This window comes from uncultured Parasphingorhabdus sp. (genome assembly GCF_963975735.1).
Classification (GTDB): Bacteria; Pseudomonadota; Alphaproteobacteria; order Sphingomonadales; family Sphingomonadaceae; genus Parasphingorhabdus.
The window spans coordinates 166,057-181,291 of record NZ_CAXBIA010000002.1; the positions used below are offsets into that span (position 1 = coordinate 166,057).

17 protein-coding genes are annotated in these 15,235 nt (G+C 59.3%); 4 read left to right on the top strand and 13 right to left on the bottom strand.

Annotated features, from left to right (window positions below):
- Positions 1-34: 34 nt before the first annotated feature.
- Positions 35-193, bottom strand: a complete 159-nt coding sequence (locus tag AACZ86_RS04385; RefSeq protein WP_339689659.1) for a plasmid maintenance system antidote protein — start codon at positions 191-193, stop codon at positions 35-37.
- A gap of 244 nt (positions 194-437) precedes the next feature.
- Positions 438-2,756, bottom strand: coding sequence for a UvrD-helicase domain-containing protein (locus tag AACZ86_RS04390; RefSeq protein WP_339689661.1), 2,319 nt, complete (start codon positions 2,754-2,756; stop codon positions 438-440).
- Positions 2,757-2,854: 98 nt separating this feature from the next.
- On the opposite strand from AACZ86_RS04390, the gene AACZ86_RS04395 reads away from it, so the two are divergent.
- Both AACZ86_RS04395 and AACZ86_RS04400 read left to right on the top strand, forming a co-directional pair.
- Positions 2,855-3,175, top strand: a complete 321-nt coding sequence (locus AACZ86_RS04395) for a hypothetical protein (RefSeq protein ID WP_339689663.1) — start codon at positions 2,855-2,857, stop codon at positions 3,173-3,175.
- A 140-nt stretch (positions 3,176-3,315) separates the two neighbouring features.
- A complete protein-coding gene (locus AACZ86_RS04400) occupies positions 3,316-3,441 on the top strand; it encodes a hypothetical protein (protein WP_339689664.1) in 126 nt (41 codons plus the stop codon).
- Here the strand turns inward: AACZ86_RS04400 and rsmD are convergent.
- Together rsmD and AACZ86_RS04410 are read right to left on the bottom strand one after the other, a co-directional pair.
- Positions 3,438-3,980, bottom strand: a complete 543-nt coding sequence (gene rsmD / locus AACZ86_RS04405) for a 16S rRNA (guanine(966)-N(2))-methyltransferase RsmD (protein WP_339689666.1) — start codon at positions 3,978-3,980, stop codon at positions 3,438-3,440. The two genes, AACZ86_RS04400 and rsmD, sit on opposite strands and share 4 nt — an antisense overlap.
- Positions 3,981-4,007: 27 nt before the next feature.
- On the bottom strand, positions 4,008-4,820 hold the full coding sequence (locus tag AACZ86_RS04410) for a pseudouridine synthase (RefSeq protein ID WP_339689669.1): 813 nt from the start codon (positions 4,818-4,820) through the stop codon (positions 4,008-4,010).
- Between the two features lie 95 nt (positions 4,821-4,915).
- On the opposite strand from AACZ86_RS04410, the gene AACZ86_RS04415 reads away from it, so the two are divergent.
- Together AACZ86_RS04415 and AACZ86_RS04420 are read left to right on the top strand one after the other, a co-directional pair.
- The gene (locus AACZ86_RS04415; protein ID WP_339689671.1) at positions 4,916-5,695 is read left to right on the top strand and encodes a DUF1223 domain-containing protein; all 780 of its coding nucleotides are present in this window, start codon (positions 4,916-4,918) and stop codon (positions 5,693-5,695) included.
- Between the two features lie 73 nt (positions 5,696-5,768).
- Positions 5,769-7,103, top strand: a complete 1,335-nt coding sequence (locus AACZ86_RS04420) for an MFS transporter (protein ID WP_339689674.1) — start codon at positions 5,769-5,771, stop codon at positions 7,101-7,103.
- Here AACZ86_RS04420 and AACZ86_RS04425 read toward each other — a convergent pair.
- The 9 genes from AACZ86_RS04425 to purB all read right to left on the bottom strand — a co-directional run bounded on the left by AACZ86_RS04425 (position 7,100) and on the right by purB (position 15,191).
- Entirely contained in the window at positions 7,100-8,422 is a 1,323-nt protein-coding gene (locus AACZ86_RS04425) for a bifunctional folylpolyglutamate synthase/dihydrofolate synthase (protein ID WP_339689676.1), read from the bottom strand. The two genes, AACZ86_RS04420 and AACZ86_RS04425, sit on opposite strands and share 4 nt — an antisense overlap.
- A 115-nt stretch (positions 8,423-8,537) precedes the next feature.
- Positions 8,538-9,392 carry an acetyl-CoA carboxylase, carboxyltransferase subunit beta gene (gene accD / locus AACZ86_RS04430; protein ID WP_339689678.1) on the bottom strand — a complete coding sequence of 285 codons (855 nt, stop codon included), beginning with the start codon at positions 9,390-9,392 and terminating at the stop codon, positions 8,538-8,540.
- Positions 9,393-9,488: 96 nt separating this feature from the next.
- Positions 9,489-10,283, bottom strand: coding sequence for a tryptophan synthase subunit alpha (gene trpA, locus AACZ86_RS04435; protein ID WP_339689679.1), 795 nt, complete (start codon positions 10,281-10,283; stop codon positions 9,489-9,491).
- Entirely contained in the window at positions 10,280-10,489 is a 210-nt protein-coding gene (locus AACZ86_RS04440; RefSeq protein WP_339689681.1) for a hypothetical protein, read from the bottom strand. The genes trpA and AACZ86_RS04440 overlap by 4 nt, the downstream gene beginning before the upstream one ends.
- A gap of 198 nt (positions 10,490-10,687) precedes the next feature.
- Positions 10,688-11,923, bottom strand: a complete 1,236-nt coding sequence (trpB, locus tag AACZ86_RS04445) for a tryptophan synthase subunit beta (protein WP_339689684.1) — start codon at positions 11,921-11,923, stop codon at positions 10,688-10,690.
- Between the two features lie 86 nt (positions 11,924-12,009).
- Complete coding sequence (locus AACZ86_RS04450; RefSeq protein ID WP_339689686.1) at positions 12,010-12,654, bottom strand: phosphoribosylanthranilate isomerase; 645 nt, start codon at positions 12,652-12,654, stop codon at positions 12,010-12,012.
- Between the two features lie 126 nt (positions 12,655-12,780).
- Positions 12,781-13,455: an orotidine-5'-phosphate decarboxylase gene (gene pyrF, locus AACZ86_RS04455; protein WP_339689688.1), complete on the bottom strand. Its 675-nt coding sequence runs from the start codon at positions 13,453-13,455 to the stop codon at positions 12,781-12,783.
- Entirely contained in the window at positions 13,452-13,808 is a 357-nt protein-coding gene (locus AACZ86_RS04460) for a LapA family protein (protein WP_339689690.1), read from the bottom strand. Before AACZ86_RS04460 ends, pyrF begins: the two co-directional genes overlap by 4 nt.
- A gap of 75 nt (positions 13,809-13,883) precedes the next feature.
- Complete coding sequence (gene purB, locus AACZ86_RS04465) at positions 13,884-15,191, bottom strand: adenylosuccinate lyase (protein WP_339689692.1); 1,308 nt, start codon at positions 15,189-15,191, stop codon at positions 13,884-13,886.
- Positions 15,192-15,235 lie beyond the last annotated feature (44 nt).

Below are 15,235 nucleotides of genomic sequence, written 5' to 3' on the forward strand. Positions count from 1 at the left end.
ACAAGAAGAAGCGCGGGGAGTATTGAGGCCGGATTCAGGCCGCCAACTGCCGCTTGTCCACCTTGATATCCTTCTCCCGTGCTCTTGCATTGGCCAGATCAAAAGACGTCTGCATCCGGCACAAGGTATCAGCCTTTACATCAAATAGTTTCTCAAAACGGATGGCCAGCGAAGGGTGCATGTTAAGTGCCATCAATGATAATCCTCCAGATCGAGATTATAGCATAGTTGGCGACAAGAATAAGCCCCTCCTCTTCAGAGGAGGGGTTGGGGTGGTGGCGAGGCGAAGCCGAGCTTGCGCGACAAAGCCCCTCACGGGCATCGCGCCGGTGGGATAGGACCGTTAGCGGTGAGCCTGTCGAACCGCGCCTTGCGTCGATAGGTGTCCTTCGACAAGCTCAGGACGAACGGGACGGCTTGGCACGAACGCGCATTATTCAGGCCACCTCGACGAAACTGTCCAGCACCCTCTTGTCGCCGCTCTTCTCGAACGAGATTTCCAGTTTATTGCCTTCCTTCACCTTCACTTTGCCATAGCCGAATTTTGTGTGAAAGACGCGCATGCCGACCTTGACGTCGTCACGGCCCTTGTTGCCTAGCGAGACGGCGCTGCGGCGGGCTTCTTTTATGATGCGGGGGTTTTTGTCGAAGTTCGACGAGGCGGCGCGCTGCCAGCCGGGGCCGCGTTTGCCGGCTCTGGTGGCGTTGGCCGCGGCGAGATGGGAGAAGGGGTCGCTATTCTCGCTCCAGTTGGCGCGCCACAGGCTTTCGCCGCCGCTCATGCTGCTTTCCTGTTCGACATGGTCTTCGGGCAATTCACCGATGAACCGCGAGGGAATCGCGCTGTTCCACTGGCCGTAGATCCGCCGGTTGGCGGCGTGGAAGATCGTGCATTTCTTGCGGGCGCGGGTGATTGCGACATAGGCGAGGCGGCGTTCCTCCTCGAGGCTGGCGATGCCGCCCTCGTCGAGGCTGCGCTGCGACGGGAATACGCCTTCTTCCCAGCCGGCGCAGAACACATATTCATATTCCAGGCCCTTGGCGCCGTGCATGGTCAGGATGGTGACCTTGGCCTCGTCGTCGCGCGCGTCATTGTCCATGACCAGCGAGACATGTTCGAGAAAATCGCCGAGCGTTTCATATTCTTCCATCGCGCGGGCGAGCTCGGTCAGATTCTCCAGCCGGCCGGCGGCTTCGGTCGAGCGGTCGGCCTGCAGCATCGCGGTATAGCCGCATTCGTCGAGCACGATACGGGTCAGTTCGGCGTGATCGGTGACGCCGGCCAGTTCGCGCCAGCGACCGAAATTGCGCATCAGCTCCAGTAATGTGCTGCGTGCGCGGGTTGGCAGTTCGTCGGTATCGCAGATGCTGAGCGCAGCGGCGGGCATTGATATGCCCTGGGCGCGGGCGAGGCGGTGGACTTTTTCCACAGTTTTATCCCCAAGGCCGCGCTTGGGCATATTCACGATCCGCTCGAAGGCGAGATCGTCGGCGGGCTGGGCGATTACCCGCAGATAGGCGAGGGCATCGCGGATTTCCTGACGCTCGTAAAAGCGGAAGCCGCCGACAATCTTGTACGGCATGCCGATCGAGATGAAACGGTCCTCGAACTCGCGGGTCTGGAACTGGGCGCGGACGAGGATCGCGACGTCGTTCAGCGATGCCTGCTTGATCTGCTGCAGCGCTTCGATTTCATCACCTGTGCGCCGGGCTTCCTCGGGGCCATCCCAGACGCCGATGACCTGCACCTTGTCGCCCTCGGTTTCCTCGGTCCACAGGGTCTTGCCGAGGCGACCCGAATTGTGGTTGATCAGCCCGGACGCGGCGGCCAGAATATGCGGGGTCGAGCGGTAATTCTGCTCCAGCTTGACCACCTTGGCTTCGGGAAAATCCTTCTCGAAGCGCAGGATATTGGCCACTTCCGCGCCGCGCCACGAATAGATCGACTGGTCGTCATCGCCGACGCAGCAGATATTCTGGTGACTCTGGGCGAGCAGCCGCAGCCAGAGATATTGCGAGCTGTTGGTGTCCTGATATTCGTCGACGAGAATATATTTGAACCGCTCCTGGTAGAGTTTCAAAATCTCGCGGTTGGTCTTCAGCAGGTTGAGAATATGGAGCAGCAGGTCGCCGAAGTCGCATGCGTTGAGGATTTTGAGCCGGGCCTGATAGGCGGCGTAAAATTCCTGTCCGCGGCCATTGGCGTAGCGTTCATTTTCACTGGCATCGAGATCCTGCGGATTGAGCCCGCGGTTCTTCCATTGATCGATCAGACCGGCGAGCATCCGCGGGGGCCAGCGTTTCTCGTCAATTTCTGACGCGCGGATCAGCTGCTTGAGCAGCCGCAACTGGTCATCGGTATCGAGAATGGTGAAATTGCTTTGCAGGCCGACAAGTTCGGCATGGCGGCGCAGCATTTTGGCGCCGATGCTGTGGAAGGTGCCGAGCCATGGCATGCCTTCAAAGCTCTCGCCAACGATTGCGCCGATCCGCTCCTTCATTTCGCGGGCGGCCTTGTTGGTAAAGGTCACCGCGAGAATCTCGCTCGGCCACGCCTTGCGCGAGAAGACGATATGCGCCAGCCGGCGAGTGAGGGCGGCGGTCTTGCCTGTGCCCGCGCCAGCCAGCACCAGAACGGGACCTTCGGTCGTCAGAACGGCTTCGCGCTGCGGCGCGTTCAATCCTTTCACATAAGGCGGATCGGATTCTTGCGGATGTTTGACAGGTTCGGACACGCGTGAACAGTTAGGGAACATCGGCGACGGCGGCAAGTGGATTAGGGCCTGTTCGGGAACTTTTCCCGATCCGGATCATTGTAACATAACCGGATCCACCGAGAATGAAGGAGATTGAAATGAGCAAGCGATTGATATGGACCGCTATTGCGGCAACCGGATTGATGATCGGCAACGCGGCCAATGCAAATCAGCCTGAAGACGGCGCACCGGCCACGGAGCCTATCGCTGCCAAGGAGGGCCCGACCGTGACGGTTGACGGCAAAGAGGTCGCTGTTTGCACAAAGGATGTGCTGGATAGCTGCATCAACCCGCGCGAGGCCGGCCTGAACTGGGGCAATCGGGCGCTGGATTACTGGCCTGGAAAGCCCGCCAGCGACAAGAGTCCTGCAACGGAAGAAATGCCAGCCGCTGATGGTGATGCTCCGGTCGACGAATAGCCTATAATATCCGGCGGGGGAGCCGATGATGCGCCCCCGCCCTTATTCATACCCCTGAACCAAGGGACAGGTTGATAAATATATTGCAACGCACCATTTGTTAACTAATGGACGTCAAAGCATCCCCCACGGAGTATGAAATGAGCAAGAGACTGACCGCAAGCGCAATTGTCGCTACCCTGTTGATGGCCGCTACGAGCTTTTACAGCATCGCGCAGCAAGGCCATGTTGAAACAGCATCGATGACCGTCCTGATGGGCGGCTAAATGCCTTCCGGGCGCAGGAGATGAATCCGCGCCTTGCTGCTGTTACGCACAGTATCCAGATCAAATCCTTTAACGACAACCTCTTCATTCCTGCTGGTCTCAACCGCGATCCAGCTTGAAGGCGCAAACCAGCCGTGGCGGCCGAGCTTGTCCAGAGCAACCGCGCCAGCGCCCGATTCATAAGGCGGGTCCATCAATATCAGATCATAGGGTTTTCGGGCCTGACCGAGATGCAGAACCGAACCGATCCGGACATCGGCATCGGCGTCGAGTGTTTCGATATTCTTTTCCAGTGCCCTGATCGCGTCGCGGTCCTGTTCGACGAAGGTGCAATGCGCCGCGCCGCGGGACAAAGCTTCGAGGCCGAGCGCGCCGGAACCGGAGAACAGGTCGAGAATTTGCAGATCTTCGAAATCGCCGAGCCGGCTGGTCAGCATCGAAAACAGCCGTTCGCGGGTGCGGTCAGCGGTCGGGCGGGTTATCTCTCCCTTGGGCGCGACAATGTTTCTGCCCCGCCATTTGCCAGCAATTATCCGCATATCAATCCATTCGTCCCGAGCTTGCGTCTATTTCAACGACTTGCGGAACTGGACCAGATCATGCTGCCGCACGACCTCGATCTCGCCCTTGTCCAGATCGCCGAGCACGAAGGGTCCGTAGCGGGTCCGGATCAGGCGTGAAACTTCCAGGCCGAAATGTTCGAGAACCCGCCGCACTTCGCGGTTCTTGCCCTCGGTCAGGGTCATTTCGATCCATTGGTTGCGACCGGTGCGCCGTTCAAGATTGGCGGTAATCGGGCCGTAATGCATGCCTTCGATGGTGATCCCGCGATAAAGTTCCTCGAGCTGATTCTGGCTGATATCGCCGAACGTGCGGGCGCGGTAAGAGCGTTCGATGCCATTTTTTGGCAATTCCATCTCGCGCTTGAACTCGCCGTCGGTGGTCATCAACAACAAGCCCTCGGTGTTCATGTCGAGCCGGCCGATTGGCATCACCCGTTCCATGTCGGCAGGCAGCACATCGTAAATCGTCTTCTTGCCGGAAAAGTCGCGTTCCGCCGTCAGATAACCATTGGGCTTGTGAAAACGGTAGAGTTTTGCGGGGGCCGGTTCGGCAACCGGGTTGCCGTCCACGGTGATCCCGGTCAGATTCTTGAGCAGCAGCGAGGGATGCTCGACGAGATTGCCGTTCAATTCAATTCGTCCGGCCTCGATCATCCGCTCGATTTCGCGCCGCGATGCGACGCCGGCGCGGGCGAGAAGTTTGGCAATGCGTTGCCCTTCACGAACTTCGTTCGACGGCGCTGCCGGCTTCGCCGCGGGCTTTGCTCCGGGGGTCGGTTTCGCGCGATATATCTTGGCTGGTTTTTCTTCGGTCATGGCCGAGACGCATGGCGGAAAAATGCGTCGGCTGCAATCTGTAACCTATGGTGTCGTGGCTGCGAATGCCTATTGTCACCCGTTCGGAGCTGGAAATGAGAAAGATTGTCATATGTGCGTTGATTGGCGGATCGGCTTTTGCCGGCTTTATCGCCGCGCAACTGGCACCGACCTCTGCCGCCAGCACGGTTCCGGTGACAAAAGTCGCAAGTCGCGCCGATGCTGCCGGAAGCTCCAATCCGGTGGTCATCGAGCTTTTCACCAGTCAGGGATGCTCGTCCTGTCCCCCCGCAGATTTGCTGGCCAGACGGCTGGCAAAAGACGACTCCCTGCTGGTGATCACGCGGCCCGTGACCTACTGGGACCGGCTTGGCTGGAAAGATACGCTGGCGAAAGAGAGTAATACCGCGCTGCAGCGCGCTTATGCCGCCAAGCGCCATGAAGGATCAGGGGTCTATACCCCGCAAATGGTGGTCAATGGCGGCGGTGGCGCAGTGGGTTCCCGCGAAAATGATATACGCTCGCTGGTCCGGCGGGCTGACCGGTCCGGTCCTTCGATTACTGCTGCGACCGATGCCAGAGGACAGATGATCGTCAAAATCAGCGGCAAGTCCGACTATATGGCGGGCGTTTCGCTGATCGCGCTCAGTTCCTCAGAAACGGTGCGCGTCGGACGCGGCGAAAATGGCGGACGGACGATGCATTATGTGAATGTCGTCAAGGCCGAACGCAATCTCGGCAGCTGGCGCGGCAAGACGATGAGCATTACCGTGCCGCCGGAGAATTTCCGGACAAACGGCGCGGACAAATATGCGATTGTGGTTCAGCGTCCGGGCGCGGGGCCGATTGTCGCGGCAAAGCTGCTCGATATCTGAGACACGATAAAATCAAGCTGGCATTCAGGTGAATAGGCGCTAAAGATTCCTCCGGTTCGAGGGAGAATTTGGCGTGAGTGAGCAAGCAGCAGTATCGGGATGGCGCGGTTATCTTCCGGCCGGAGTGCGCCCCTATAGCGAAGCGGCCCCTTTGGCAGCGCTTTTTCTGGGTGTCTCGTCGGCTTTACCTCTGACGATGATAGCGGCGACTTTGACCACCCGTTTAGCGCAGGCCGGTATCGAAAAATCGACCGTCACCGCCTTTGCGCTGACCTTTCTCGCCTATAATTTCAAATGGCTGTGGGCGCCGATCATCGATGTGGTGAAATTGCCGATCATCGGTCGGGTCGGGCAAAGACTGTCCTGGTTGATCGTCACCGCGGCTCTGGCCATGGCAGCGATCATCTATCTCGGCTCGCTCGATCCGGCCAAGGATATAGCCGCGGTCGCGGTTGCCGCGATCATGGTCGGTGTAGCGGGCGCGACATTCGACGTCGTGATCGATGCCTATCGGATCGAATTGCTGGAGCCCGAGCAACTGGGCGTCGGTTCCGGCATGTCGCAATATGGCTGGCGCATCGGTGCCGCGACAGCCGGCGCGGTGGCGCTGGTGGTAGCGGCGCGGACCAACTGGTCGATCGCTTATTATGTCTGTTCGCTATTTGCTTTATTTGCCGTAATCGTCGGCCTGATCATGCGCGAACCGAGCCGCCGCCAGGAACCGATGGCGCTGAAAGGGCCACTGGAAGCGGCGAAAGCCTATGTCAGCCCGCTGGTCGAGTTTTTCAATCGTTCCGGTGCGTTGCTCGTCTTGCTGTTCATTCTGGTTCACAAGATCGGCGACACTCTGGCTAATCTGACCTTCCGGCTGTTGTTCGAAGACCTTGGCTTCACCAATGACGAGATTGCATTTTACGACGTCAGTCTGGGCTTCTTTGCCTTTCTGATCGGTATTTTCGTCGGCGGCATGGTCTATTCGCGCCTCGGCATGAAAAAGGCGGTCATGCTGAGTCTGATCCTGATGGCGGTCAGCAATCTGTCCTTTGCCGCGCTTGCGGCTGCAGGCCACAGCAACTGGGGCATGGCAGGGGCAATCGGCTTCGAGAATTTCGCCAGCGGTGTCGGCGGTGTCGCGGTCGTCGCCTATCTGTCGGCGCTATGCAATCTGCAGTTTACCGGAACCCAGTTCGCGCTGCTGTCTGCGGCGGCCAGCATATTGGGTCGCTTCCTGACAGGAACGACCGCCGGTTCGCTGATCGAGGGCATGGGTTATGTGAACTTCTATCTGCTGACCACCGTGGCGGCCTTGCCGGGCGTTATCATGTTCTGGCTGATGATCCGCTATGGTCTGGTTGACCGGTCGCTGGGTACGGCTGGTTCGGTGCACGCGGATGAAACGCCGGATTAATCCGGTACCTGTTCGTTCGCTTTCAGAACGTCGCCCGCCAGATAGAGCGACCCCGCGATCAGTACGGACTTGCCCGCGCCAAGCGACAGGGACTCTAGCGCGCTCTTAATGTCGCTTGCTTCCGTCATCGGAGCGTCGGCATCCGGATAGTCGGCCAGAGCGTGCGATTCATGGCCGGGTACAGGGATCACCGTGACGCTGGCCAGCTTCTCGTGCAGCGGCGTGATGATCGCGGCGGCATTCTTGTTCGACAGCATCCCGATCACCAGATCGATCGAGCCCGCTTCATAGTCGGCGAAATATTTGGCCAGCGCCAGTCCGGCGCTGACATTATGGCCGCCGTCGACCCAGACTTCGGCGTCGGATGGCAGCAAATGGGTTACCGGTCCGGCGATCAGAAAATGCATCCGGCCGGGCCATTGCGCCCAGCCCATGGCGGCCTTGAGCGCGGCGTCGGAAATGGCGAGCTTGTCCTGATGGCGCAGCATGGCGATGGCGAGCGCGGCATTGTCGGCCTGATGTGCGCCGACAAGGGCGGGCAGGGGCAGGTTGAGCCTGCCTTTATGATCCTTGTAGTGGAGCTGGCCTTCGTAAATGGCGGCACCCCATTCATCGCCGCGCGGAAAATGCTGCGCACCGATATTTGCAGCATGATCGGCGATCACGTGCAGCATTTCGTCAGCATATTTTTGCGTGAGCAAGGGCACGTTCTTCTTGGCGATGCCGGCTTTCTCCCAGGCGATACGGACCATCGGATCATCCGGTGTGCCCTCTTCGGGGGAAAGCAGAAAACCTTCATGGTCGATGCCGAGCGCCGCAATTCCGGTCGCGACGGGGCTGGAGATGACATTGGTCGCGTCGAGCCGGCCGCCGAGGCCGACTTCCAATATGCAGGCGTCGGCGGGTGTTTCGGCGAAGGCGAGGAAGGCGGCTGCCGTCGTTGCTTCGAAGAAGCTCGGGTTGATATCCTCGCTGATATCGAGAACCCGGGCGAGCAGTTCGGCGAGATATTCATCCTCGATCAGCTTGCCCGCCAGCCGGATCCGTTCGTTGAACCGGACCAGATGCGGGCTGGTGTAAACATGGGCTTTCAGGCCCTCGGCTTCGATCGCGGCGCGCAGGAAAGCGCAGGTCGAGCCTTTACCATTGGTGCCTGCGACGTGGAAAACGGGGGGCAGTCGATCCTGCGGGTTGCCGAGACGGTCGAGCAGTTCGCTGATCCGTTCGAGCCCGAGTACGTCGCGTCCGGGCGAGAGCATTTCCAGCCGGTCGAGCTGTTTCTGGACCGCCGGATGATCCGACTTCGCGCCGTCTGCCATCTACTCCCTTCCCGCGCGCGGGAGGGGCCGGGGGTGGGCCTCAATGTTCGAAAAAGCTGTTTTGCTCATGGATGATGTTCCCACCCCTAGCCCCTCCCGCAAGCGGGAGGGGGATTTAGGCCGCTTCTTTCCATGCCATGAGATATCCAAGGACCTGCGCCAGTTTTTCGCGCAATTCCTTGCGATGCACGACCATGTCGACCATGCCGTGCTCGAGCAGATATTCCGCGGTCTGGAAACCCTCGGGCAGTTTTTCGCGGATGGTATTTTCGATCACTCTCTGGCCGGCAAAGCCGATCATCGCGCCGGGCTCTGAAATATGGACGTCGCCGAGCATCGCATAGCTGGCGGTGACGCCGCCGGTTGTCGGGTCGGTCAGCACGACGATGAACGGGATACCCGCTTCGCGCAGCATCGAGATCGCCACCGTCGTCTTGGGCATTTGCATCAGCGACAATATGCCCTCCTGCATCCGCGCTCCACCGGCGGCGGTGAAGATGATATAGGGGCATTGGTCCTTCAGCGCGCGCATGGCGCCATCGACAAAGGCCTGACCCACGGCCAGCCCCATCGAGCCGCCCATGAAGGCGAAATCCTGAACGCCGACGACGCAGGCTATGTTCTTGATCGTGCCCTTGACGTTGATCAGCGCATCCTGCTCGCCGGTCTTGGTCCGCGCGTCTTTCAGCCGGTCGGCATATTTCTTCTGGTCTTTGAATTTGAGCGGGTCTTCCTGCACCGGGGCCCAGGGAATCATCTTCCAGCTATTCTCGTCCATGATCTGGTTGAAGCGGGTCATCGGTCCGATGCGGCCGTGATGCTCGCATTTCGGACAGATATGCATATTTTCCTCATATTCCTTGAGGAACACCATCGCTTCGCATTTTTTGCATTTATGCCAGAGATTTTCCGGTGTCTCGCGCTTGGTGATCGACGCGATCTTGTTGCGGACATTGCTTAGCCAACTCATAGATATATTCCTCTATTCCGTTCGCATCGAGCGAAGTCGAGATGCCGGTTTTGCGGCCTGTGTCTCGACTTCGCTCGACACGAACGGTGTTCGAATTCAAGTCTGTCTTGCCGCCCTGATAGCATCGGAAAGCGATTGAACATAGTCCCTGACATGAGGGGCTGCGTCTTTGCCATGTTCGGCGACGATTTCGACTATCGCAGAGCCGACGACCACGCCATCGGCGACGCGGGCGATCTCGGCGGCTTGTGCTGGCGTGCGGACACCAAAGCCGACCGCGACGGGCAGGTCGGTGCCCGCTTTCAGCCGGGCGACCGCTTCTTCGATGCTGGCCTGTGCCGCCTGTTGCTGGCCGGTGATACCGGCGACCGACACATAATAGAGAAAGCCGCTGGCGTTGTTCAATATGGTCGGCAGACGTTCGGCATCCGTGGTTGGCGTCGCAAGGCGGATAACCGCGACATCCTTGGCGCGCAGCGCGTCGCCGAGGCTTTCATCCTCCTCGACTGGGATATCGACGCAGATCACGGCATCGACACCGGCGTCAACGCAAGCGTTGGCGAACCATTCGGAGCCCCGGATCGTCATCGGATTGGCATAGCCCATCAGCACCAAAGGCGTATCCGGGTGACGCTGACGAAATTCTTTCGCCATGTTGAAGATATCGGCGGTCTTGGTGCCAGCGGCCAGACTGCGGATATCCGCCGCCTGGATCGAGGGACCATCGGCCATCGGATCGGTAAACGGCATGCCGAGTTCGATCACATCGGCTCCACCTTCGACGAGGGCGTCGAGGATGGCGCCGGTGTCGGCAGGGGTCGGATCACCAGCGGTGACGAAGGCGACGAGGGCTGCCCGGTCGGACGGGAAGGATTGGGAGAGACGCGTCATGATTTAGGCACTCGCGCTTCATATGTAACAAACGCGATGATCGCAGTCGCAGCGGTCATGAACATTCCTATCAAATGCACAACGGCTTCTGGTCGGGGCTCTGGCAAAACCATCAAAAGGGGCTCCGCAATAATGCCTTCAAACAATGAGCCTAAAAGCGTTCCCATTACAACTGCTGCAAAAAATACAGCCACTTTACGCCTCATATCTCGATCCCCATAATTCTTCCCTCTCCCTCAAGGGAGAGGGTTGCGCAAACTTGGCAGCTTGCTGCCTAGTTGTAGCTGGGTGAGGGTGTGCCAACTCTCGATTGCAGAGCACCCTCATCCAACTGCGCCTAGCTTCGTTCCTCAGTAAGGCTCCGTATCCTTCTCCCTCAAGGGAGAAGGTTTGCTCATCCGCATTCATATCTCCGTCCCCAGAGCTTCGGCCACGGTGAAAATATCCTTGTCGCCACGCCCGCACAGGTTCGCCAGGATGATCTGGTCCCGGTCCATCTTCACCGCTTCGCGTACCACGGCGGCAATTGCATGGCTTGGCTCGAGCGCCGGAATGATGCCTTCGGTGCGGCAGAGCAATTGGAAGGCATCGAGCGCCTCGGTGTCGGTAGCGCTGTCATAGTCGACGCGGCCGGATTCCTTGAGCCAGCTATGCTCGGGGCCGATGCCGGGATAGTCGAGGCCGGCGCTGATCGAATGGGCTTCGGTTATCTGGCCGTCTTCGTCCTGCAGCAGATAGGTTTTGTTGCCGTGCAGGATGCCGGGCCCGCCGCCTGCGAGGCTCGCCGCATGTTGCTTGTCGAGGCCGTGTCCCGCCGCTTCGATGCCGAGCATCTTGACATCCGGATCGTCCAGGAATGGATGGAACAGGCCGATGGCATTACTGCCGCCGCCAATCGCCGCGACCAGCATATCCGGCAAACGCCCGACGCGATCCAGCATCTGGGCGCGGGCTTCCTTGCCGATGACGCTTTGAAAATCGCGCACCAGTTCGGGATAGGGATGGGGACCGGCGGCGGTGCCGATGATATAGAACGTGTCGTGGACATTGGCGACCCAGTCGCGCAGCGCCTCGTTCATCGCGTCCTTCAGCGTCGCGGCGCCGCTGGTCACCGGGACCACTTCCGCGCCGAGCAATTTCATCCGGAACAGATTGGGTTTCTGCCGCGCGACATCGGTGGCGCCCATGAAGATGGTGCAGGGCAGGCCAAAACGCGCGCAGACGGTTGCGGTTGCCACGCCATGCTGGCCGGCGCCGGTTTCGGCGATGATCCGGGTCTTGCCCATGCGCATGGCGAGCAAAATCTGGCCGACGCAATTGTTGATCTTGTGTGCGCCGGTATGGTTGAGCTCATCCCGCTTGAACCAGATTTGCGCGCCTTTTCCTTCCGGTGCATCCTTGCGGACTTCCTCGGTCAGGCTTTCGGCATAATAGAGCGGGGAAGGGCGACCGACATAATTTTGCAGCAGATCGTTGAACTGCTCCTCGAATGCCGGATCGGCCTGCGCTGCGCGATAATGTTTCTCCAGATCGAGGATCAGCGGCATCAGTGTTTCGGCGACATAGCGCCCGCCAAATTCGCCAAAATGGCCGCGGTCGTCCGGCATGTTGCGGAAGCTGTTTGGGGGTGTGTCGTTCATTGTGCGATCATATCCGTTCGTGCTGAGCTTGTCGAAGCAGGAACCCTTGCGGCAATCACCCTTCGACAGGCTCAGGGCGAACGGTTCTACTTGGACGCGTCATATTCCCGAACCGCTTGGCAAAAGGCGGCGATTCTGTCCACTTGTTTGACGCCGGGCGCGGATTCGACACCCGAGGACACGTCAACCAGCGGGGCGTGGGTGGCATTGAGCGCGGTGATGACATTGTCGGGATCAAGCCCGCCCGCGAGGCCCCAGTCGATTTGGTGCTCATGACCGGCGAGCAGGGACCAGTCGAAGGACGTGCCGGTGCCGCCGGGCAAAGCCTTGGCCGGTGCATCGAACAGCAACCGGTCGGCAGCGCCGACATAGCGGTCGGACTTTGCCAGCGTCGGCTTGTCCTTCACGCCGAGCGCTTTCCAGATTTCCAGACCGCTGTTGTCCTGCACCAGTTTCAGCCAGTCCGGGGTCTCGCTGCCGTGGAACTGGATAACGTCCGGCTTGACCACGCTGATTGCCTGGCCGGTGGCTTTCGGGTCGGCGTTGACCAGCAGCAGCACCGTCTTGACCCGTTGCGCCGCATATGTCCGAAGCTCGGCTGCACGTTCCAGCGATACATGGCGCGGGCTTTTCGGGAAATGGACAAGGCCGATATAGTCGGCACCAGCACTGATGGCTGCGTCGATGGAGGCTTCGGTGGAGAGGCCGCAGATTTTGATTTGGGTTTTCATGGGAGGGCTAGTAGCGCGGCAAAGCCTGCTCGTCATCCTGAACTTGTTTCAGGACCTCCCAAGCCAATGCGCAATCTGCCGGGGTCCTGAAACAAGTTCAGAATGACGCGAAGATAACGGGAGTGCTTAAAGCGTCGCCTCGATCGCCCGCGCTGCTGCGTTGGGATTGTCTGCTCCGGTAATCGGCCGTCCAATCACCAATATGCTGGCACCATTGTCTCTGGCTTGCTGCGGGGTCACCGCGCGTTTCTGGTCGCCCATCGCGCCGCCCTTGGGACGCAGGCCGGGGACGACGAAAAAGCCGTCTTTCCAGATCTTGTGCGCCGCAGCCACCTCATTGCCGGAACAGACGATGCCATCCAGTCCGGCTTCGCGGGCGAGACCAGCCAGTCTTTCGACCTGGTCATGTGTTGTGCCGGCATAGCCAATCCGGCCCATATCATTCTCGTCCAGCGAGGTCAGCAATGTGACGCCGACCACCTTGGTATGTTCGTTCGCCGCAGCCTTGGCATCTTCCATCATCGCGCGGCCGCCGGAAGCGTGGACCGTCACGATCGCCGGTTCCAGCATGTTGATCGCCTGCATCGCCTTGGCGACGGTATTGGGAATGTCGTGAAGCTTGAGATCGAGAAAGATCGGCAGATTGAACTTCTGGATTTCGTGCACACCATGATGGCCATGGGCGCAGAAAAATTCCAGCCCGAGTTTCAATCCTCCGACATGTCCTTTTACCGATTGTGCAATCGCAATCGCCTGTTCGAGATCGGGCGTGTCGAGCGCAACAAAAATGGGATTGGTCATAAGCCGGTCGCTTTGTCGGTGCTGACCGAAGACACAGCCGGGGCGGGTTCTGTCGTAGCGGTTGGTGTTGGTGCACGACTAGCAGGCGGTGTCGGGCTGGGTGTGGGGGTAACGGCCGGTCTTGCGGCGTCTTCCAGCGTCTTGATCCGGCGGGAGAGTCTCCATTTGGAGCCCCTCAGCAGCAGCCATGTCGGAACGAAGCCAAGCAGGAACGCGCCGACGACAAAGGTCGAGACCCGCGCTTCGACAACCGCAGCGCCGAGGTCCAGCGAAGAACGTGCCTCGTTGGTCCACCAGAAAATGAAGGTTGCCACCAGCAGAAGAACCCAGAACAGGATTTTGATAAATTGCATGACTCAACCTTTTCTCTGTGCTGAGGCTATCCTAGCCCTAAAACAGGCAGGTGACCAGACGATATAGGCCGGATGCTAGGCTGTCGCTCCGAATACCCGGTCAAAAATAGTATCGACATGCTTGAAGTGATAATCGAGGTTGAACCGTTCCTCGAGCTCTTCGTCCGACAATTTGGCCGACACATCGGGATCGGCCTTGAGCAGGTCGAGCAAGGCAACTTGCCCGTCCGATTCCCAGACCTTCATCGCGTTGCGCTGGACGATGCGATAGCTGTCTTCGCGGCTGATGCCTGCTTGCGTCAGCGCCAGCAAGACCCGCTGCGAGTGGACCAGGCCGCCCATGCGGTCGAGATTCTTCTGCATCCGTTCGGGATAGATCAGCAATTTGTCGATCACGCCGGTCAGGCGCACCAGCGAGAAGTCGAGGGTGATCGTCGCATCCGGTCCGATCATCCGCTCCACCGAACTGTGTGAAATATCGCGTTCGTGCCACAGCGCGACATTTTCCATCGCTGGCAGCGCATAGCTGCGGACCATGCGGGCGAGGCCAGTCAGATTTTCGGTCAGGATCGGGTTGCGCTTGTGCGGCATTGCGCTCGAGCCCTTTTGGCCCGGCGAGAAATATTCTTCCGCTTCGAGCACTTCGGTGCGCTGCAAATGGCGGACTTCGACGGCGAGTCGTTCCACCGACGAGGCGATGACGCCGAGCGTGGCGAAAAACTGTGCATGACGGTCGCGCGGGATGACCTGGGTGGAGATTGGTTCCACGGTAAGCCCCAGCTTCGCAGCGACATGCTCTTCGACCTTGGGATCGATATTGGCGAAGGTTCCGACCGCGCCGGAAATGGCACAGGTCGCGATTTCCTTGCGCGCCGCAACCAGCCGTTCGCGGTTGCGTTCGAATTCGGCATAGGCCTGTGCCAGTTTCAGACCGAAGGTAACGGGCTCGCCGTGAATGCCGTGGCTACGGCCAATGGTCGGGGTGAATTTATGCTCATAGGCCCGCTTTTTGATCGCGGCGAGCAGGGCGTCGATATCGGCCAGCAATATGTCCGAAGCGCGGGCCAGCTGCACCGCGAGGCAGGTGTCGAGGACATCGCTGGAGGTCATGCCCTGATGCATGAAGCGGGATTCTTCGCCGACATTTTCGGCAACATTGGTCAGAAAGGCGATGACGTCATGCTTCACTTCGCGTTCGATCTCGTCAATCCGCGCTACGTCGAACTTGCCCTTGGCCCAGATTGCTTTCGCCGCTTCCTTGGGCACAACGCCGAGTTCAGCAAGAGCATCGGTGGCGTGCGCTTCAATTTCGAACCAGATCTGGAATTTCGATTCAGGCTCCCAGAGGGCAACCATTTCGGGACGGGAATAGCGTGGAATCATTTTTGGTCCTTGGACAAAGAGGATGATTACGGCAATGAAGTGCC